Origin of the sequence: Sedimentibacter hydroxybenzoicus DSM 7310, from assembly GCF_013403245.1 — a bacterium.
Classification (GTDB): domain Bacteria; phylum Bacillota; class Clostridia; order Tissierellales; family Sedimentibacteraceae; genus Sedimentibacter; species Sedimentibacter hydroxybenzoicus.
In genome coordinates this window covers 1-20282 of record NZ_JACBNQ010000018.1, presented here as the reverse complement: position 1 = coordinate 20282, position 20282 = coordinate 1, and the positions used below count along the sequence as shown (strand labels likewise).

At 33.5% G+C, this 20282-nt stretch carries 18 protein-coding genes; 5 read left to right on the top strand and 13 right to left on the bottom strand.

The window, feature by feature from the left end:
- Positions 1–149 precede the first annotated feature (149 nt).
- Positions 150–1397, bottom strand: a complete 1248-nt coding sequence (locus tag HZF24_RS13570; RefSeq protein WP_179238880.1) for an MFS transporter — start codon at positions 1395–1397, stop codon at positions 150–152.
- Between the two features lie 36 nt (positions 1398–1433).
- On the bottom strand, positions 1434–4055 hold the full coding sequence (gene ppsA, locus HZF24_RS13565; RefSeq protein ID WP_179238932.1) for a phosphoenolpyruvate synthase: 2622 nt from the start codon (positions 4053–4055) through the stop codon (positions 1434–1436).
- Positions 4056–4204: 149 nt separating this feature from the next.
- On the opposite strand from ppsA (HZF24_RS13565), the gene HZF24_RS13560 reads away from it, so the two are divergent.
- Entirely contained in the window at positions 4205–4792 is a 588-nt protein-coding gene (locus tag HZF24_RS13560) for a TetR/AcrR family transcriptional regulator (RefSeq protein ID WP_179238879.1), read from the top strand.
- 128 nt (positions 4793–4920) lie between these two features.
- Here HZF24_RS13560 and HZF24_RS13555 read toward each other — a convergent pair whose 3' ends face one another.
- The 7 genes from HZF24_RS13555 to ppsA (HZF24_RS13525) form a co-directional block, all read right to left on the bottom strand.
- Positions 4921–5628 (bottom strand): ABC transporter permease, encoded by a 708-nt coding sequence (locus tag HZF24_RS13555; RefSeq protein ID WP_179238878.1) that lies wholly within the window; start codon positions 5626–5628, stop codon positions 4921–4923.
- A complete protein-coding gene (locus HZF24_RS13550) occupies positions 5625–6305 on the bottom strand; it encodes a fluoroquinolone export ABC transporter permease subunit (RefSeq protein ID WP_179238877.1) in 681 nt (226 codons plus the stop codon). Before HZF24_RS13550 ends, HZF24_RS13555 begins: the two co-directional genes overlap by 4 nt.
- Positions 6302–7144: an ABC transporter ATP-binding protein gene (locus HZF24_RS13545; protein WP_179238876.1), complete on the bottom strand. Its 843-nt coding sequence runs from the start codon at positions 7142–7144 to the stop codon at positions 6302–6304. The genes HZF24_RS13550 and HZF24_RS13545 overlap by 4 nt, the downstream gene beginning before the upstream one ends.
- A 2-nt stretch (positions 7145–7146) precedes the next feature.
- Positions 7147–7740, bottom strand: coding sequence for a TetR/AcrR family transcriptional regulator (locus tag HZF24_RS13540; protein WP_179238875.1), 594 nt, complete (start codon positions 7738–7740; stop codon positions 7147–7149).
- A 149-nt stretch (positions 7741–7889) separates the two neighbouring features.
- The gene (locus HZF24_RS13535) at positions 7890–8477 is read right to left on the bottom strand and encodes a hypothetical protein (protein ID WP_179238874.1); all 588 of its coding nucleotides are present in this window, start codon (positions 8475–8477) and stop codon (positions 7890–7892) included.
- Between the two features lie 176 nt (positions 8478–8653).
- Complete coding sequence (locus tag HZF24_RS13530) at positions 8654–9418, bottom strand: MerR family transcriptional regulator (protein ID WP_179238873.1); 765 nt, start codon at positions 9416–9418, stop codon at positions 8654–8656.
- A gap of 95 nt (positions 9419–9513) precedes the next feature.
- Entirely contained in the window at positions 9514–12141 is a 2628-nt protein-coding gene (ppsA, locus tag HZF24_RS13525; RefSeq protein ID WP_179238872.1) for a phosphoenolpyruvate synthase, read from the bottom strand.
- Positions 12142–12344: 203 nt separating this feature from the next.
- Between ppsA (HZF24_RS13525) and HZF24_RS13520 the strand changes: the two genes are divergently transcribed.
- A complete protein-coding gene (locus HZF24_RS13520; protein ID WP_179238871.1) occupies positions 12345–12944 on the top strand; it encodes a TetR/AcrR family transcriptional regulator in 600 nt (199 codons plus the stop codon).
- On the opposite strand, the gene HZF24_RS13515 is transcribed toward HZF24_RS13520, so the two are convergent.
- On the bottom strand, positions 12924–13481 hold the full coding sequence (locus HZF24_RS13515) for a TVP38/TMEM64 family protein (RefSeq protein ID WP_179238870.1): 558 nt from the start codon (positions 13479–13481) through the stop codon (positions 12924–12926). The genes HZF24_RS13520 and HZF24_RS13515 overlap by 21 nt on opposite strands.
- A gap of 282 nt (positions 13482–13763) precedes the next feature.
- Between HZF24_RS13515 and HZF24_RS13510 the strand changes: the two genes are divergently transcribed.
- On the top strand, positions 13764–14270 hold the full coding sequence (locus HZF24_RS13510) for a 2'-5' RNA ligase family protein (RefSeq protein ID WP_179238869.1): 507 nt from the start codon (positions 13764–13766) through the stop codon (positions 14268–14270).
- Positions 14271–14346: 76 nt separating this feature from the next.
- On the opposite strand, the gene glmM is transcribed toward HZF24_RS13510, so the two are convergent.
- Both glmM and HZF24_RS13500 read right to left on the bottom strand, forming a co-directional pair.
- The gene (glmM, locus tag HZF24_RS13505; protein WP_179238868.1) at positions 14347–15693 is read right to left on the bottom strand and encodes a phosphoglucosamine mutase; all 1347 of its coding nucleotides are present in this window, start codon (positions 15691–15693) and stop codon (positions 14347–14349) included.
- 215 nt (positions 15694–15908) lie between these two features.
- Entirely contained in the window at positions 15909–16367 is a 459-nt protein-coding gene (locus HZF24_RS13500) for a hypothetical protein (protein WP_179238867.1), read from the bottom strand.
- Positions 16368–16547: 180 nt separating this feature from the next.
- On the opposite strand from HZF24_RS13500, the gene HZF24_RS13495 reads away from it, so the two are divergent.
- Together HZF24_RS13495 and HZF24_RS13490 are read left to right on the top strand one after the other, a co-directional pair.
- A complete protein-coding gene (locus HZF24_RS13495; protein ID WP_179238866.1) occupies positions 16548–16943 on the top strand; it encodes a helix-turn-helix domain-containing protein in 396 nt (131 codons plus the stop codon).
- Positions 16944–16997: 54 nt separating this feature from the next.
- Complete coding sequence (locus HZF24_RS13490) at positions 16998–18917, top strand: ABC-F family ATP-binding cassette domain-containing protein (protein WP_179238865.1); 1920 nt, start codon at positions 16998–17000, stop codon at positions 18915–18917.
- 161 nt (positions 18918–19078) lie between these two features.
- Here the strand turns inward: HZF24_RS13490 and tsaD are convergent, their stop codons facing one another.
- The gene (gene tsaD / locus HZF24_RS13485) at positions 19079–20098 is read right to left on the bottom strand and encodes a tRNA (adenosine(37)-N6)-threonylcarbamoyltransferase complex transferase subunit TsaD (RefSeq protein ID WP_179238864.1); all 1020 of its coding nucleotides are present in this window, start codon (positions 20096–20098) and stop codon (positions 19079–19081) included.
- Positions 20099–20282: the final 184 nt, after the last annotated feature.

The following is a 20282-nucleotide window of genomic DNA, read 5'->3' as shown; positions in this document are numbered from 1 at the left end:
ATTTTTAATAATTTGTCAACACATAATATTAATAAGCGACCGACACCAAATTTTTTAATTTGGTGTCGGTCGCTTATACTGTAAGTGAAAAAACAGGACCGTCGCACTAATTTAGTGCGCAGCCCTTTCCTATTAAACAAATCCTAAGCTTAGAAAGGTAATAGATTTTTTTGAAAATTAATTATAAAGGCAGCCGAATATATGATAATCAGCATGGATGCCGCAAAAACAGTCATTTGAATGCTAACATTATTCAATATAATACCATATACCAGAGAACCTAACGGCATGCCGCCTCTTGTAATCATTCCAACTATCGAGAACACTCTTGATATATATTCGTCCGGTGTCTCTCTCTGTATATATGATTGTATCGGAACATTTATAAATGTAGTAGCACTGCTGAATAAGCAAACCACTGCTGATAATAACAAAAAATAAATAGTCGAACCATTACCTAGTAAAAATACCACGTCCGGAAATACAAGAAACGAAAATATTATCATACAACACACAAGTAATTTAATACCAATCTTAAACGGTTTTATTATTCCTTTTTCCTTTTTATATGCAAGTCCAACAGCTATACTGCTCAAAAGCATTCCAAATATACTGATTGATTGCAAATAGCCGTATTGAACATCTGTAAATTTTAATTGAGTCTTATAAAACAAAGGCAGGACTACTGAAAATATTGGTTGAATTGAAGTATATATTAAGATATAAAACCAACATAGCTTACTTATCAATTTATTGTTAATAATGAACTTTATTCCTTCGTACAAATCTTTCAGCATTCCTTGCTTGCATTCGGTTAAACGGCTGTTGACATGATTGTACTTAATTAAAATCTCACTTATTCCGGATATCAGAAAAGAAAAGCCATTTATAAGGAATAATACCGCAACACCATAATTGGAATATAATACAGCACCTATTACAGGACCAAGTAATACTGATAAGCCTCTTAGTGATGCAACCGTCGAATTAGCCTTCGTTAACTCATCTTTTTCTACGAGCTTAGGCAGCATGCCCCTTGTGGCAGGGTCAAACAGGCCATTCAACATAGATATTATTGCCATGCCTATCATTAATAAGATAATACTCATTTTATCTAAATAAGAAATACAAGCAAATGCCAGTATTATTACACCGCTTAAAAAATCTGTCATAATCATAATTTTCTTCCGGTTAAATTTGTCTCCCAGCACTCCCGCAAAGGGATAAATAAAAAGAGCGGGAGTGAGAGATATAAAAGAAAATATTCCTATATCAGACGCATTTCCTCCTATATCTATAATATAAAGAGGCAATATCATCATTTGTATGCTGGTACCGGTATCAGATACCATTCTTCCGGCCAAAAATAATATAAAGCTGCTATTATATTTTCTCATGTAATGCTCCTGTCAATAAACTGTCAAAATTAAACTTTATAATATTACCACATATCCTTCCGTTCCATTTACACGTATCATCTGTCCATCCTTTATAAGTTTTGTAGCATTTTCTACACCAACAACCCCCGGCAGACCATACTCTCGGGTTACAACAGCACCATGAGTCATTAAGCCGCCTACTTCAGTTACCATACCCTTAACAGATACAAAAAGTGCAGTCCAGCTTGGGTCTGTATATGAAGTTACCAAAATGTCACCTTCTTCAATATTTGCATCCTCCATTTTTAAAATAACGCGTGCCCTTCCTTCAACGGTTCCCGCTGAAACCGGTATTCCGACTAAAGCGCCCTTCGGAATATTACCTGAATTATATTTTCCTTTAATAACCTCACCCTCTGATGTCATAACTCTTGGAGGCGTTAATTTTTCAAAGACCTTATATTCTTCTTTTCTTTTTTCTATTAAGCTGTAATCTATATGATTAGTTCTTACTGCCTCCTTGAATTCTTCAAAATACAGATAATATACATCCTCTCTGTCACTTATGATACCTTTTTTCACTAAGTTGTCTGCTTCTTTCATAAGCGCTGTCTTGTAAATCCAGAAGCGTTTAATAAATGAATACTTGGGATATTCTCTGAATCCGGCAACATTGCGTAACAATCTGATCATTTTCTTCGTCTTTTTTACTTTTTTCATGCCTCCCTGAAGCTTTTCAAGTCCAGATAATAATTCTTGTTCCATTTTCTTTGCTTCATGCATTCCCTGCTCAATTTTTGCTGAACTTGAATTAGTTTCAAAATTATTGATATTGCTTATAACAGTTGGTATAAGCGCTGTAGGTTTTTCATTCCATCTTTTCTTCGTAATGTCAATTTCACCGGCACATCGCATACCATATTTTTCTAAATATTCTTTAAAAGCCTTAGCTGCTACATTTCCTCCTTCTAGTTTTTCTATATCCGTAAAAAATGTTTCATCCTTAGCATCATGTAAATACTCAATTACTTTCGGATATTGTCTTATTGCATCAGCCAAATCCATAAGTTCTAATCCCATTTCTGTAGTTACGTTATTTAGAACGGATTTAACAAGTGTATCGGCTGTATTCTTTACGCCGAGCCACTTTTCCATATTTTTGTTTATCCAGTAAGGTGCCATTCCGGCCAATACCATTACGCCCATATTTTTTGGCCCAGTCAATATACCTTTTAATTCCTTTATATCGTTTAAAATAAATTCAAATAATTCATTCCCTGAAACCTTTTTAATTTTTTGCTCCATATCATTTATTAATTCATCATTGAAAGATATACGTTCTTCAACAATTGAGATATCATTTTTCAAATACAGTTTAAAGGCATGAACTATCCATTTTAAGGCTCCGGTACCCACATTAATTGATGTCTTACCTCGCGGCATGGATTTTACAAATTCCTTCTGATTAATAATATTTAATAAAGCTTCCTTCATCAATATGTCAGCATTTCCTACACTTTTTATTAATATTTTTCTTGCTGCAGGTGATTTCAAGTCATATGTGCCGTCAATAAAAAGTCTTCCGCCTGCTTCGGTTAAATTTTCACCAAACCAAAATGATAACATTTTACAAAAGGATATTCCTAATGGTTTAATGTCTTCTGTCATCATCTGTAAATGTCCCATAGATGAGTAAACCCGATTTTTACCGTCATTTTCAGGGGTCGGATAAAGCGTGGTAATGGGACGGCTCTGAACAATAAAAAATTCATCATCTCTCATGCACCATTCTATATCCTGAGGATGTCCAAAGTAACTTTCAATTTTTCTTCCGATTGACTCAAGCTGTAATATTTGTCCATCTGTAAGCGTCTGCATATTTTGTATATCCGTAACTACTTCTCTTTCCACCGTACCGCCTTCTTTTGCCGCATTAACGATTGTTTTTTTAGAAGATATTTTCTTGTGTACTATTTTCCCGTCTCTGACCTTATATATATCCGGATTTACTAAGCCGGAAACCAATGCCTCACCTAAACCGTAACCGGCATCGATGGATATGACTTTTCTGTTCGATGTAACCGGATCCGATGTGAACATAATTCCTGAGACCTTTGGGAATACCATTTGTTGTACGACTACAGACAAGTATACTTTACGGTGATCAAATCCATTTTGAATTCTATACACTACGGCACGTTCTGTAAACAATGACGCCCAGCATTTTTTAATATGATATAAAACAGAATCGATACCAATTATATTTAAAAAAGTATCCTGTTGTCCTGCAAAGGAAGCTGTCGGCAAATCTTCCGCGGTAGCGCTGGAACGTACTGCATATGCATAATCATAACCACTCATAAAAATAGCCCCTTTAATTTCTTCCTCCATATCATTCGGAATATCAGATGCTTCGATAATATTGCGTATTTCCTTGCTGATTTTTGAAACTCGCTCTATCTCATTTGCATTAAGGGTAACTAATTCTTCCATCAATATGTTTAGCATTTCATTATTTTTGATTATTTTTTTATATGCATTAGTAGTAACACAAAAACCGGAAGGTGCATTTAATCCTTCGATTCTAGATAATTCTCCTAAATTCAGCCCTTTACCTCCAACAATCAGCAGCTTATCTTTGTCAATTTCATTAAAAATCATAGTATATTTGCCTATATAAAGCCTCCAAATATTTAATAAAATTATGAAATATTTTTACTATCCATTTCATAATATAACAGTTTAAAGAATACGTCAACAAATTTATGAAATAATCCCTTGAAATATTTCATAAATTTTGTTATCCTGGTTTTGAGGTGATTATAATGAATGGCTTTGAGATTAGAAGAGAAAAGAAAATGGAAGATATTATTAAGGCTGCCGGTGAACTTTTTTCAATTAAAGGATTTAAATCTGTCAGTATAGCTGAAATTGCCAAAAAATCAAATGTATCTCAGGTAAGTATATATAATTTTTTTGGAAATAAAGAAAATTTAGCAAAACAAGTATTATTCAATCTAATGGATTCTACGATGAAGGAACTGGAAGTAATAGTTAGTCACGATATTTCATATCGTAATAAAATTGAAAAGCTTTTTGCTATTTCTTTGAAATCTGCAGATAGTATAGATGAAAATCTTTATCGATCAGAATTTATCAAGGATCAGGCAGTTCAAAACTTTCTTGAAGAGTATAAAAAAACTAAGACTGAACCATTATTAATGAATTTAATTGAACAGGGCAGTAACGAGGGCTATCTGGATAGCAGCATTTCCACTGAATCAATACTATTATATATAGATTCGATCAATAGCGTTCTTCAAACAAATATAAGCAAGAAAACAAGAGTAGATTTAGGAAAATTGTTTTATTATGGTTTATTAGGTGAAAAAAATAGTCTTCAAATAAAATAAGAAGACTATTTTCTGTTGACTTTTTCTGTTTTCCTATAATATATCCTAAATAAACATAACCGAAAATCCTATAAAGATTACCATTATAAAAAGATGTATTATTAAACCCAGAAAATTTTTCAAGTATATTAATAAATTTTTTTCAGAAATTTTTTAATAAAAAATAAAATCCATACGGACGATAAGGCAATACATAAAACAAAATAAATTAATGAATATTCAATAGAAAACTTGGCAACCCATAAGGAAGGCAAGAAGAAAAAAAGATATTGAACGTTTTGTGCAGTCAAAAATGCCGCCGGTATTCCGATCATTGTAATCCCTGATAACTTTATAACTGCCATACCCTCCACCTTATTGGCAGAAATTGATATTACCATCATTGACATTATAAGCCCAAGCAATGATGTTAATATTGATATTCCTATTATCTGCATAAGATCAATTTTTGTTAAGGAAAATATCATCATGACAATAATTGTTATAAAAAATGATGCAAACAGCGGAAATACTAATTTTGAAATTAAATATCCACTTTTTCCCAGAGGCGTGACTGCCATGTACTTCGTTATACCTTCATCAATATCTCCAAGTATTACCATAGAGGATACGTATGAAATCATCATAGGAGTCAGCACTGCCAAAAGCAAATCAAACAAAAGATAGTAAGGTTCAAGTATTATCAGTTTTTCTGCCGCCGGTATACCGAATTTAAACAATACTCCGCACATCAAAGGAGCCAGACAAATAATAAAAAGCATGGCATCCTTAGTAATTTGTATTAAATATTGTTTAAATGAAATAAATAGTTTTCCATAGCTGTTAGCGAAATTCATAGCTTTATTCCTCCAAGATTTTGAAACATTTTGATTACATTAATACGTGCCATTTTATACAGAAACAAAAACCATATAATAAATATCGGCAGAAACAAAATGTAATCACTGCTGCCGCTGATCATACTTATTATCACGCATCCCGGATGCAGCAGCATAAATTTATTATCATATCCAAACAAGTACAGAATCGGCGGAGTAAAAATTATTATTTCAATAGGAACAGCTGCCGTTACAAACTGATTCAGGCTGTTGATATTAACCGCAACAATTAATCCAATCAAGGTAAACAATGCAGAACCTGCAATTACTCCCGTTATTACAATCAACATATTTTGAGCATCTGCAGATAAAGCTATGGAAGCTCCTGAAATTGCAGATATTATACCCAAAGACACAACCTTTGAAATGATATATTCATCTGCCCTTACAGGCGAAACTGCTATAGTGCTGAGCACTCTTTCGCTTTTTTCAAACAATACTATTGCACCCATGAAAAACAGTCCCATTGCGGAAGGATCGGAAAATATTAAAACAGCTGCTGCTTTTTCCCTCCATTCCAAAGGAAGAAATAGTACTATGGTAACATACATTATGGTAAAAATAGAATAAATAAAATAAAATCCATATTTGAACTGAAACCTGCAATCGCCGTATATAAGATTTATCAGCCTCATTGCAGCACACTCCCTGTAACTTCCGCAAATATATCATTCAATGTTGGCTCACTGCTGTGTATTGATAAAATTCTATTCGACATTATAAGCTCCTGAAGCTTTGCATCTTCAGATGTTTTTCCAAGCATACATTCTCTGATTTCTTCTTTGCCATCCATAAAGGTATATTTTATTTTTGCCGCGCCCTTGGACATAATTAAATTATGCGGGGAATCCAATGCTTTTATATTTCCGTCAACTATGAAAGCCACCTTGTCACATAATTCTGTTGCATCAACCATGTTATGTGTGGTAAGAATTATAGTCTTGCCCTTCTCTTTTTCGTTGATAATTATATTTTTCATAATTCTGCTGTTGTTGGGGTCCAAGCCGCTGGTGGGTTCATCCAAAAACAAAATGTCGGGATTGTGAAGTAATGCTTTTATGAAGTTCAGCCTTGACTTCATGCCCTTTGAATATTCCGAAACTTTTTTGCCTCCATCGTTTTGCAGTCCAACCATTTTTAATAATTCGTCAACATCTCTAAGTTTTTTGGAATATAAGGAGCCGAAAAACTTTAAGTTTTCCCTTCCGGTCAGTTTTTCATACAGTGAAGGGAATTCAAAATCAACACCGATATTTTCGTAAAAATCATCTTTATAGCTTTTGCATTCTGTTTTATTTACAATTGCATTGCCTTTATAACTTCTGATTAACCCTGTAAGTATTTTTTGCAGAGTACTTTTACCGGCTCCGGAAGGCCCCAAAAATCCAAATATTTCTCCTTTTTTCACACTGAAATTCATATCAATAAATGGTCTGTCATTATAGCTGAATGACAGGTCAATAACTTCAATCATTTTTATTCCTCCGCCAATTGAATTGCAATTCCCTTTATCATAAGCTTTAATGATCCATCGAACACATCTTCGCCTATTTCCCTTTTATGAAGCATGGACAAGAATATGCCGCGCAATGCTCCGCTGAAATGCTTAATATCCAAATCCGTCTTATGCGGAATTACTCCTAGAATCTTTTCAATTATCATATCATCCTGAACAAAATGTTTCTCCACGACATCAAGGGGCAGCTTTCTCATCAGTAGTTCTAATTCGCCGTTTGTTAAAATATTTAATAAAAATGTATTTTCAACCTTTTTATAAAGCCTGAATAAAAGTTCAGTTAATTCTTCACTGTCAATGTTGCCATTTAAAACCTGTAATTCGCTAATTATATGGCTTTGTATTTCATCTTGAACGTCATTAATCACATCGAACAGCAGCAATTCTTTTGAATCATAAAATAAATAAAACGTTCCTTTGGGTATATTGACTCTTTTCACAAGCTCATCTACCGTTGTTTTTTTGATGCCATATAGATTTAAGCACTCTTTTGCTTCTTCCTTTAATCTTCTTTTTATATATTCTCTTTCATTTTCAGTAAAAGACTTTGGCATGTGAACTTCCTCCTTTTTATTTAACTATTTGACTACATTTGTCGTTTTAGTCATTGTAGCACATGATATGCTTTATGTCAACATACAAGTCTCAACTTGTGTGTTGGTACTATAGGTGTATAAAAGTAAAAAAGGCATCAACAAGCGGATTATATTTCCGCGTATTGATACCTTGGTATAAGTTCAGACTCATTGAATGTTTTTCTTGACCAGTTTGTATTTTTCAGGTTTCCGCTGAATACAACCCTTCCCTTTATATTTAGCAGTTCCTGCGGTCTTACAAGATTTCCGGATTTATTAAAATTAGCTATGCTGCTTTTATTTAAAATATAATAAACAAATTCAGAGCATAAAAATCTGTGATTATTGCATGATACCCTGTTAAGTAAACAATTAACAAGTCCAATATAGTTATATTTGTATAAATCCTTTTTCAAAATAAATTCGTTTATTAAATTCTCCGCTTTCCTGTACTGCTCTCGGGTCACTTCAATTTCCATTACTAAACCGTGCAGGTTATCCTGCCTTCCATATACTCCTTCATTCAAATTCTCTTTAACGAACCGTCCTACAAAAGGATTATACGTATATTTTCTGCCGAAGCTGTACATTTTCCTAAAATGCCTGTCCAATGAAATTGAAGCGTGTGTATATTCATCATCTTTAATAAATCCAATCATTCTTGATAATATTGTGTTTGTTCTCGTGAGAACAATATAAATTTTCTTGCTTTCCATAATCTCTCCTTATGTTGCTATGTTAATGTCTCATGTTCTAATTATGGATAAACATACTTAAAAGACTATAAAAGAAATATTAATGAATCATTAGAATTTGATTTAATAAATTTAATATTGATTTGTTAAAAAATCTTGCGGTTATTTAAGCAACCGCAAGATTTTAAAGCTTTATTTTATCTGATTTTTTCGGTATATATTTTAACCGCATCTCTTAGAAAATCGGCACATCCGGGCTGTTCCTTATCATAGTGAGCCCTGAATCTTTCATCATCCACATACATTTGTGTTAAATTGGCATGTGCTTCGGCGTTGTAATTTCCCCAACAGAATGTAATCCACTTCCTGTGAAGCTCTGCTGCCTTCTGGCCAAGCTCTCCTGCAGGATTTCCCTCTTTATAGGCTTCCTTCAATGTTTTGAGAACCTCGTTTCCAAGCCCCTGCAATTCGTTGTACTGTTCCTCTGTCATGTTCATAAACTGTGCATTGGATTTCTTGACAGCTTCCTCACCGTATTTTTCTCTTATTTCTTTTCCGAATTCTTTTTCATTATCTTCTACAAGCTTTTTCTTAAAGCCTTCAAATTTTTCCTTATCACTCATTTTTATTTTCCCTCCTTTATTAAATATTGTCTTTTCAACATTATGGATTAAAGCATCCAATTGCTGTCTTCTTGCAAGGAGTTCATTATAGTGCTGCTTCAGTGCTTTTGTTTCGTCAAAATCCGGAGATGTAATAATTTCCTTTATGCTGTCTAAATTAACACCAAGCTCTTTGTAAAACAAAATTTGCTGCAGTATATCAATTTCTTTTTCACCATAAATTCGATAACCTGATGAATTGATTCTTGCCGGCTTCAGAATCCCTATTTCATCATAGTACCTTAATGTTCTCGTACTGACTCCTGCCAATGCGCTGAGTTTTTTTATTGTATATTCCATTTCTTCACTCCTTACATTAACAGTGTACACATTCACGCTGCGTTAATGTCAACAGTTTTTTTCATAAATATTTCATAGGTTGTGAAAGATTCACCCTATTCTAATATTTCCACATATCCTTCCGTCCCGTTCAACCGTATTTTCTGTCCGTCTTTTATTATCTTTGTGGCATTTTCAATACCGACAACTCCGGGAAGACCGTATTCCCTCGTTATAACCGCTCCATGCGTTGTAAAGCCTCCTACTTCGGTTATCAGACCTCTTATAGTAACAAATAGCGGAGTCCAGCTTGGGTCGGTAAATTGTGTCACTAAAATATCACCGTCTTCTACCTTGGCATCATTCATTGATAAAATCACTCTTGCTCTTCCCTCCACGATACCTGATGAAACCGGAATTCCTGATAATGCACCTTCCGGAATATTTGCAGAATGCGACATTTTTACAGGCGGTACGTATCCGTCTGAAGTAATTATTCTTGGAGGTGTTAATTTTTCAAAATGCATATATTCATTTTTTCTTTTCTCAATAACATTATAATCAAATTTATTTGCAGATACAGCTTCTTTGAGTTCATCAAAATACATGTAATATATATCCTCTGCTTCTTTGATTACACACTTTGCAACAAGTGTATCAGCTATATTTTTTAATACTCTTTTGTAAATCTTATATCTTCTCACAATATAGTATTTTGGATATTCCCTGCATCCTATAAAATTTCTTAAGATGCTGATATTCTTCTTCAGTTTCTCAGCTTTTTTATTACCGCCCGGCATACTCTCCAAATACTTTATTATTTCATCTTCTTTTGCTTTTGCCGTTAATTTTCCTGCTTCAAATTTCTCCTGCTGCTCCCTGCTTTTTAGAACATTGATATTGTTTAATATTAACGGTACGAGCTGAGCAGGTTTCTCTTCCCAGCGATCCTTTGTTATATCTATCTCACCGGGGCACCTCATGCCATATTTATCAAGAAATAACCTGAATGCTTCAACAACCTCGTCACCACCGTGCAATCCCTTTATATCTTCCAGAAGTGTATCGCCGTCTGGACTATCTGATATATAATTTATTATATCAGGATACTTTCGCACAACATCTGATAAATCGCACAGTGCAAGCCCCATCTCTGTTGTAACGTTGCGTTCAGCCGATTTAGACAGAATGTCCACAATATTTTTTTCACCGGTCCACTTTTCTACACTTTTATTTATGGTATCACTTACCATTATCCCTGCTATGATTGCTCCAAGCATTGTCGGATCGTAAGCCATAGACAGCAGTTTTTCTTTCTCTCTCTGAATGAACTCAAGAGCATCCGACCCTGACAATTCAGAAAGCAGATTATCTGTTTCCTTAATTTCCTTTTCGAATCGTTCTAATAAACTTTCTATAATGTAAGGATTATTTTTCCTGCTTACGTTAAATGTTTCTAACAAAGATTTAAAGGTAAATATTCCGCCCTTAATATTTCTTTCACCACGCGGAAGTGATTTCATAAAATCTTTATTTTTTATTAAATTATTAAGTGCATATTGTATCAGCGGGTCCTGTTTGCCGGTTGCCATTATAAGTCTTTTTTTACCTGCATATGATGATAAGTCATGAGTTATATCTGCATATATTCTTCCGCCTATCCTATCCATAGTCGATTCTGAAATCATTTCAAAAAATGACATTCCTAACGGTCTGATTATATCAGTCATCATCTGGGTGTGACCAATTGACATATACACTCTGGGAATTTCTTTGCCTTCACAATCCGGAATTGGAAACAGAGTAGTTATTCCTCTGCTTTGGACTATATAAAATTCATCGTTATACAAGCACCATTCTATATCCTGAGGGCTGTTAAAATAAGCTTCTATATTCCTGCCGATTCCTGCAAGAGCCAGTATCTGACTATCCGAAAGAACCTGCATGCCTTTTCTTTCATCATCTATATTTAATTCCTCTGTCTCACCATCAGCCGCAGGCTTAATTTCTATTTTCTTTTTTCCTATCTTTTTTTCTGTAATGCTTTCAAATTTCACCTTGTATATATCCGGGTTTACAATTCCTGAAACTAATGCCTCTCCAAGACCAAAGCCCGCATCAATTGAAAGTGTTTTTCTGTCAGAAGTCATAGGATCTGCCGTAAACATTGTTCCGGACGCTTCCGCCATAACCATTTTCTGTACAATTACAGAAAGCAGAACCTTTTTATGGTCAAATTTATTTTTTATTCTGTATGTTACTGCACGGTCGGTAAAAAGCGATGCCCAGCATTTTGTTATGGATCTGATAATTTCATGATTTCCTTTAATGTTCAGATAAGTGTCCTGCTGTCCTGCAAATGAAGCAGTGGGCAAATCTTCGGCAGTTGCGCTTGATCTGACTGCAAAGGAATGTTCCTTGTCATAATATGATAATTCATCCAATATTTCATTCTCAATATCACTGTTTATTTTAATATTTTCAATAATCTCTCTTATCCTTTTACTCACAGAAGATATTTCATCTCTGTCTTCGGGCATTAATTCTGATAATTCAGCAAATAATTTTTTCAGCTCAACATTGCCTGCAATAGCTTCTTGATATGCTTTTGTTGTAACACAGAAACCATCAGGTATATTTATGTTATTTATTTTTGTCAATTCTCCAAGATTAACACCTTTACCGCCTACATCCATTATCATTGATTTATCAATTTCGTTAAATTTTAAGACATATGTCTTCATTTTTTTGCCTCCGGAAGTTTTGAAATTTAAACCACTTTATTTCATAATATATTATATAAATAGTAATGTCAATATAGTTTTGAAATAATCGTTGAATTATTTCAAAACCATGATATAATGCATATATCATACCATCGCCTCGACAATGCAAGCGAGCTTGCGCTGCACTCGGCTCAGATATGATATAATCTATATACATAAATATGAAGGTGATTATAATGAACGGTTATGAAAAACGAACTCAAATAAAAAAGGAAGCAATTATCAATAGTGCTCGTAAATTGTTTATAAAACACGGGGTAACAGACGTATCAATAAGTGAAATAGCTGCCAAAGCAAATGTGTCTCAAGTTTCAATATACAATTATTTTGGTGATAAAATTTCTCTTGCAAAGGAAGTTCTTATTTCTTATATTGATATTTTGGTAAATGAGTATGATGAAATTTTAGAAGACAACATCTCTTTTGAAGAAAAATTAAAAATAATAATAACAAAAAAACACGATGCAATTACAAATTCGGGCAAGACATTTTTTAGTTCTGATGCCTGGCAGGATAAAGCTTTAAAAGATATATACACCGAGGCAGCAAATTTAAAAATAAAGGCTATTTTCACAAAATTTATTCAAAACGGTAAAAGCGAAGGCTATATCAACGAGAATATACCGGATGATGCAATTTTGTCTTTTATGACAGCTTCATCATATATTACACAACAGCCAAATTATATTGGTACCGGTGATGATTATAAGCTTGGAATAATAAAACTATTTTTATATGGTTTAGTCGGTAAGGAAAAATAATAATTTTTTACTTAACAAATTCACAAGCAAGATTAATAAAATATAAAGTATTGATTTTAATGGATTTTCAAAAAATGAGCTCACATTTTCTCCTATGAATGCCAAAGACAGCATCATAACAAATTTAGCCGGCAAAAGCGTTATTAAGAAACGCCTTGTATTCATGTTAGCCAAAGCGGCCGTTCCACTTATTAAAAATGACGGAGAAAAAGGAAAGCAATATAAAAAAAACATGAGTGTAGTGTTTTTTTGTTTGATTTTTTCTAAAGTACTTTTATATTTACTTTGTTTGATTTTTTCTTCGAACTTTTTTTCGCCAACCTTGCGGATTAATAAAAACAAAAGAAATGAGCCGATACAATTTCCTGCCCACGAATAGAGATACCCGAAGAAAAACCCGAATGTTGCAACATTTATTATAACAAAAGCGACCAGTGGGAGTATGGGAAAAAATGCCTCAACGACAGTAAATAAGATACCTGCCAATGGTCCTCCCGCTTCTACATATTTTAACACTATTTCTAAAATTTCATCCATAACTAATAATCCCGAGAAACAATTTAGTTTAATTATGCCCTGATTTATTGTATAATAGGCATGATAATTTGAAAATAATAAAAACCTGAGATTCCCCACCGACTGATGCTCGGAATTATCATGTGCCATTCACACCACAATAAATGAATAATCCCCGTATTCGTCATCCTGAGCGATAGCGAAGGATCTCAGCAGTTCAAAAGATGAGATTCTTCACTTGCGTTCAGAATGACATAGCGGCAGATTTACGTATATTCATAGCAATAACAGAAAGGATAATTTATGAAATATTTTATAGGTGCACCTATTCCGAATTTATATAAAAATAAAATTGAAATGCTGCGTGCTGAATTCAGATTTCTTACAACTGAACCTCACATTACGATAGCACCGCCACCGGCTCTTCCTGATGAAGATTCATTTGTTGCGGATTTAATTGAAGTGTGCAAAAATACTGAACCGTTTAAAATAAAGCTTGATAAATTAGGACAGTTTGGTAACAGAGTGCTTTATATTAATGTATATTCCAAGGAATTAATCAATTTATATGAAAATATATTTAAAAAGTTAAAGCTTGTAAAAGAAAAAAGAGGTTATACGCCTCATCTGACCATAGTGAAACAACGTCCCAAAAGACCCATTGATATTGAAACAGTTAAAAAGAGGGCAGAAATTAAATTAACTTCTTACCCTGAATATACCTTGAAATCTATAGTTGTCTATCATCAGCCAAAAGAGAAATTCATATACATACCATATATGGAAATACCGTTTAACAATGAACAGTGAATAGTGAACAGTGAACAATTAATGAAAGAATTTGTGCTATTGCACAAATTCTACAATCATTTTTCATTGTTCACTTTTATTTTAGTCTTTCTTCTATCAGCTTTGCCAATTCATTAGCATACATATCTAATTCTGCTTGGTTTTCTCCTTCAATCATAACCCTTACCATCGGCTCTGTTCCTGAAGGTCTGATAAGCACCCTTCCTTTTCCGCTAAAATGATTCTCTATTTCCTGAATTTTGTTTTTAATTATTTCATCATCTAAATAAGCATTTTTTTTCTCCGGTGATACGTGAGCATTTACCAAAGTTTGAGGCATTACCTGCATTATGCTCGCCAACTCTGAAAGCTTAGTGTTCTTTTCTTTTACGACACTTAGCAGCTGCAGTGCTGTAAGAAGTCCGTCACCTGTCGTATTGTAATCAAGAAATATAATGTGTCCTGATTGCTCTCCTCCTATTGAATGATTGCCTTTAAGCATTTCTTCAAGGACGTATCTGTCTCCCACCTTAGTTTTTACAATATCTATGTTATGTTCCTTCAGACATACGTCCAGACCCATATTAGTCATAACTGTTCCGATTACGGCATTACTTCTTAATTTTCCATTTTCTTTCATATGAGTTCCGCAAATTGCAAGAACATGATCCCCGTCAACTATATTACCCTTTTCATCTGCAGCTATCAATCTGTCTGCATCGCCGTCAAAAGAAAGTCCTACATCTGCTCCTGTTTCCAACACAAGCTTCTGTATCTCTTCGGTCTTGGTTGAACCACATTCTACGTTTATATTGATACCGTTTGGCTCATTATGTATTACATATACGCTTGCTCCAAGTTCACTGAGCAATTCCGGTGCAGCTTTATAAACGGCTCCGTTACCGCAATCAACCGCAATTTTCATTCCTTCTAAATTTACGTTAATTGTCTTTTTCAGAAAATCCTTATACATATCAGTTGGACTTTCTATCAAAATCTTTCGTCCTATTTCCCCGGAAACAGGACGATAATCTATATCAATATTATTGAGCAGGTACTCTTCTATTGAATCTTCTGTTTCATCTGTTAATTTTAAGCCTTGCTCGTTAAAGAATTTTATGCCGTTGTACTCTACAGGATTATGTGATGCAGTAATCATAACTCCGCCATTTGCCTTTAATGTTTTTATCATGCATGCTACGGCAGGAGTAGGAAGTATACCTAAATATAAAACATCTACACCTGCAGAATTTAATCCTGCAGACAAAGCTCCTTCCAGCATATCCCCTGATATACGCGTATCCATTCCTACGACCATCTTTGGTCTTTTCTTGCCCTTTGTAAGAAAATATCCTCCGATTCGTCCTAACTTATATGCTAATTCAGGTGTTAAATCTTTATTTGCAATTCCTCTGACTCCATCTGTACCAAATAATTTTCCCATCTTTCCTCCGATATAAATAAATTGATAATGCTAATTCGTATTAATAAAAAAAATATAAATCATCATATATTTTAGCATATTTTCATATAAAAAAAAAGATACCAATTAAATTTTTGGTATCTAAGGTTACTGAAAAGATCTCCCTGCTTTGTTGCGCTGCGATTGCCCGTCTTCCGGCGCCTTGCAGGATTTTCAACAACCTATCATCTTATTAATTACTTAAATTCTTCTATTATATTATATAAAAAAGATTCATATATTGAAATAGTTTCATAGTCTTTATTTTTAATGGCATATTTTAATTCATCATAAATTAAAGAAATTAACTGATTAAAATTGTTTTTTAACTCGTTTTTGTGATAATTATCATATGTAAATTCCTTAAATTCTCTTCCGTGCCACAAATTAAAATACTTAACGATATAATTATATAAGTCACTGTTACTTTTAATTAAATTATACAAGGATAAAAAAATATAATCAGAATTTTTACAGTTAACATTATAAATATCAAGTAACGTTATTCGATTATCTTCCTTAGATACTTGTATATTTCCTTCTATTATTCCAACTGCAGCCACTACAAAAAACATGTTGTTAAAACGGTTTAATTCAATAATTTCAATATATTTTTCTACATCAAAAACGATTTCAGCAATCCTGCTTTTTATCATTCCTAACCCCCTTTAATTTTACTTACTTATATGATAAATCAAGCTTTACATTTTGTCAATAATTATATAAAAAAATTACATATTGTAAATTATTGTTGTTTTTTATCAATTTATGAATTATAATTAAATGATTGTATTAACCTTATTGAATTAAACAAATATAATTAAAGGATTTCATAAATGAGCAGTAAAATAAGTGAAAGGATCCGCTATCTGAGATTGAAAAACAATCTGACAGCAAAGGATTTAAGTTTAATATTAGGCACTTCTGAATCTGCAATATCCCTATATGAAAACGGAAAGCGCAAACCAAGTATAGAACTGATTTTGAAGATGGCTGATTATTTTAATGTGTCAACTGATTTCATTTTAGGTGCAGATAAGAATACTATAACAGACAGTGAAAAAATTATTGATATTGATTTTTCCGAAGTTTTAGAAAGTCTGATAGTTTATATGAACAACCAAAATACAATAAGATTTGATGGACAACCACTTGATAATAATATGAAAAAGATGTTTATGAAGAACGTTACTAATATATTGGATAATATGAGATTTTTTATTAACATTTAATTGAACAGTCAAATCTCGTATAACCATGAAGTATTTAAATCGAAAGGATTAATTATGATAGTTTTATCTTGCAGCTATGTTTCTAAAAGCTACGTAGTAGATAATATAATAGAAAATATATCATTTTCAGTTAATGATAATGAGAAAATTGGATTAATCGGTCTTAATGGAGCCGGCAAAACAACACTGTTTAATATTTTGACAGGAAGCTTAGAGCCTGATTCGGGAGAAATTTACAGGGTAAAAAGTAAAAAGCTCGGTTATTTAAAACAGAATACGAAAATTGACAGCAATATGAGCATTATGGATGAAATGCTGACGATTTTTAATGATGTTATTAAAATAGAAGAAGAACTCAGCCTTCTATCCAATAAAATAAGCAATTTTACCGAAAACGATAATAAGTCAGAGCTTGAAAGTTTAATGCACACTTATGCTAAATTGAGTGAACAATTTGAAGAATCCGACGGCTACGGATTTAAAAGCTTAATTCGGGGAGTTCTAAAGGGATTAGGTTTTTCTGAAAATGAATTCAATAAACCGGTTAATCTTTTAAGCGGAGGTCAGAAAAGCAGAGTTATGCTTGCAAAGCTTTTATTGGAAAAAGCAGATATCTTATTACTTGACGAGCCGACAAACCATTTAGATATTGATGCAATTTCGTGGCTGGAAAAATATATTAAAAGCTTTGGCGGTGCTGCCATAATCATATCTCATGACAGATATTTTCTGGATAATACGGTAGACAGAATACTATTGCTGGAAAATAAAAAGTTAAGCTCATACAACGGTAATTATACTGATTTCATGAAAAAAAGAAAACAAGAGCTCGAACTGAAAATGAAGCAGTATGATGAATATGAAAAAGAAATTGAAAAGCAAGAAGAAATGATACGACGGCTTCATGCTTACGGCAGTAAACGAAATATCCGACAAGCATTCAGCAGACAGAAAGCCCTTGACAAAATAAAGAAGATGGATAAACCGCAAACAGATAGTAAAAAGGTTAAATTACATTTTATACCTAAGGTTAAAAGCGGCAGAGATGTGTTAAAGGTCGAAAATTTATCTGTAAGCTATAATGAATATAACGTTTTTAAAAATGTTAATATGAACATTTATAAAGGAGACAGAGCCGGTATAATCGGTCCTAACGGAATAGGAAAATCCACGCTTTTAAAGGTTATCTCAAATAAATTGAACAAATTCAACGGTTCCATAAGTACGGGGCATTATGTTAATATAGGTTATTACGATCAGGAGCAAACGAGCTTAGACGATGAAAATACAGTTATCGATGAAATTTGGGACTGTAATCCGGATTTAAATTATTATGACGTACGAACTATGTTAGCTCAATTCTTATTCACCGGAGATGATTTGTATAAAATAATAGGAGAACTGAGCGGTGGTGAAAAAAGCAGGTTATCATTACTGAAGCTGATGACATCGAATGCTAATTTTTTATTGATGGACGAGCCCACAAATCATTTAGATATAGATTCAAAGGAAATGCTGGAGGATGCACTTTTAAACTATGAAGGCACTGTTTTAGTTGTATCACACGACAGATATTTTTTAAATAAAATTGCAAATAATATTTATGATATGTCTTCAGAAGGAGTTTTTCAATACCTTGGTAATTACGATTATTATTTACAGAAGAAAGCAGAGCTTGAAGAAGATGACGATGAAATAATCGAAGCAAAGACTAAGACACAAATAAACGCAGAAAAGAAAAAGGAGCGCGAACAGATAAGGGACAGGCAAAGGCGGGAAAAATCAATAAAGAAGCTGGAAGAAATGATAGAAATGCATGAAAATAAAATTCTTGAATTGGAACTTGCATTATGTCAACCTTCGACATATGATGACAAAGTATTAGTTATGAACTTAAATGAAAAAATAAACATACTCAAAAATGAATTAGAACAATATTATGATGAATGGACTGAAATATTAGATAAAAAATAAGCAGACGACCCAAATTTTATATTTGGTGTCGGTCGCTTATACTGTAAATACAAAAAGTTATCCACCCTTTGTTGAAAAGGTGTTGATAACTTTTTGCTGAAATATCAGTATCAACAGCTTTATCCACAACTGTTGATACTTTTTTTAACGTTTGCTGTTAATTAATCTGCAAGTTTTAAATTTGGAATTGCATTTAATGATGCGTCGGAAAATTCTTTTTTTAAATATTTATAATATGCCGCACATCCTATCATCGCCGCATTGTCAGTGCATAATATTGATGATGGTTTTAAAAATACATAGTTATTCTTTTTGCATTCTTTTTCAAGAGCTTCTCTTAAACTGCTGTTTGATGCTACTCCTCCTGCAAGTGCAACGGTTTTACAGTTTTTTAGCTTAGCTGCCTTCATAGTTTTCATTACAAGCACATCTACTACTGCTTGCTGAAAGCTTGCAGCCACGTCCTCAGCTATAATTTCTTCATTTTTCTGTTGTTTGTTATGAATATAGTTTAAAACCGCCGACTTTAGACCACTGAAGCTAAAATCAAGAGTGTCTTCATCTATCACAGCTCTTGGAAAATTAATTGCTGTTTCATTTCCTTCCTTTGCCTTCTTCTCTATTAAAGGTCCTCCGGGATATCCGAGCCCGATAGCTCTTGCAACCTTGTCAAAGGCTTCTCCTGCAGCATCATCCCTTGTTTTTCCCATGATTTCATATTTGCCGTAATCATTGATATAAATCAGGTGCGTATGCCCTCCTGATGCAACTAAGCAAACAAATGGAGGCTCAAGGTCTTTATTTTCTATAAAATTGGCACATATATGTCCTTCTATATGATTTACACCTATCAACGGTTTATTCCATGCATAAGACAGTCCTTTAGCATAGTTAACACCTACCAATAGTGCTCCGACCAACCCCGGGCCGTAGGTAACGGCAACAGCATCTATCTGGTCGCAGCTTACATTTGCTTTTATAATAGCTTCATTCACAACATCGCTTATATTTTCAATATGCTTCCTGGACGCAACTTCAGGAACGACTCCGCCGTACTCTTTATGTATTTCTATTTGAGATGATATAATATTTGATAAAATATTTCTTCCGTTTTCAATGACTGAGCATGCTGTTTCATCACACGAAGATTCTATGGCAAGTATTAATACATTATCTTTCATGATTTCCTCCTGTTTACAATTGTTCTGATTATACCACTGTTACAATTGATTGGCAATAGGTTGTCGATGGATAGACGATAGCTCTGCAGTCTCTTATACTGTAAGAGATCGGGTAGGAGGCTCCCATTAATTGGGTAGCCGACCTCCCGCACCACCGTACGTACCGTTCGGTATACGGCGGTTC

Bases quoted from the DNA above. Each gene is read 5' to 3' on its own strand.
- glmM (WP_179238868.1), bottom strand. From the start codon at position 15,693: ATGGGAAAATTATTTGGTACAGATGGAGTCAGAGGAATTGCAAATAAA.
- HZF24_RS13540 (WP_179238875.1), bottom strand. From the start codon at position 7,740: ATGCCAAAGTCTTTTACTGAAAATGAAAGAGAATATATAAAAAGAAGA.
- HZF24_RS13545 (WP_179238876.1), bottom strand. From the start codon at position 7,144: ATGATTGAAGTTATTGACCTGTCATTCAGCTATAATGACAGACCATTT.
- HZF24_RS13500 (WP_179238867.1), bottom strand. From the start codon at position 16,367: ATGATAAAAAGCAGGATTGCTGAAATCGTTTTTGATGTAGAAAAATAT.
- tsaD (WP_179238864.1), bottom strand. From the start codon at position 20,098: ATGAAAGATAATGTATTAATACTTGCCATAGAATCTTCGTGTGATGAA.
- HZF24_RS13555 (WP_179238878.1), bottom strand. From the start codon at position 5,628: ATGAATTTCGCTAACAGCTATGGAAAACTATTTATTTCATTTAAACAA.
- HZF24_RS13520 (WP_179238871.1), top strand. From the start codon at position 12,345: ATGAAGGTGATTATAATGAACGGTTATGAAAAACGAACTCAAATAAAA.
- HZF24_RS13530 (WP_179238873.1), bottom strand. From the start codon at position 9,418: ATGGAATATACAATAAAAAAACTCAGCGCATTGGCAGGAGTCAGTACG.
- HZF24_RS13495 (WP_179238866.1), top strand. From the start codon at position 16,548: ATGAGCAGTAAAATAAGTGAAAGGATCCGCTATCTGAGATTGAAAAAC.
- HZF24_RS13490 (WP_179238865.1), top strand. From the start codon at position 16,998: ATGATAGTTTTATCTTGCAGCTATGTTTCTAAAAGCTACGTAGTAGAT.
- HZF24_RS13510 (WP_179238869.1), top strand. From the start codon at position 13,764: ATGAAATATTTTATAGGTGCACCTATTCCGAATTTATATAAAAATAAA.
- HZF24_RS13515 (WP_179238870.1), bottom strand. From the start codon at position 13,481: ATGGATGAAATTTTAGAAATAGTGTTAAAATATGTAGAAGCGGGAGGA.
- ppsA (WP_179238872.1), bottom strand. From the start codon at position 12,141: ATGAAGACATATGTCTTAAAATTTAACGAAATTGATAAATCAATGATA.
- HZF24_RS13535 (WP_179238874.1), bottom strand. From the start codon at position 8,477: ATGGAAAGCAAGAAAATTTATATTGTTCTCACGAGAACAAACACAATA.
- HZF24_RS13550 (WP_179238877.1), bottom strand. From the start codon at position 6,305: ATGAGGCTGATAAATCTTATATACGGCGATTGCAGGTTTCAGTTCAAA.
- HZF24_RS13570 (WP_179238880.1), bottom strand. From the start codon at position 1,397: ATGAGAAAATATAATAGCAGCTTTATATTATTTTTGGCCGGAAGAATG.
- HZF24_RS13560 (WP_179238879.1), top strand. From the start codon at position 4,205: ATGAATGGCTTTGAGATTAGAAGAGAAAAGAAAATGGAAGATATTATT.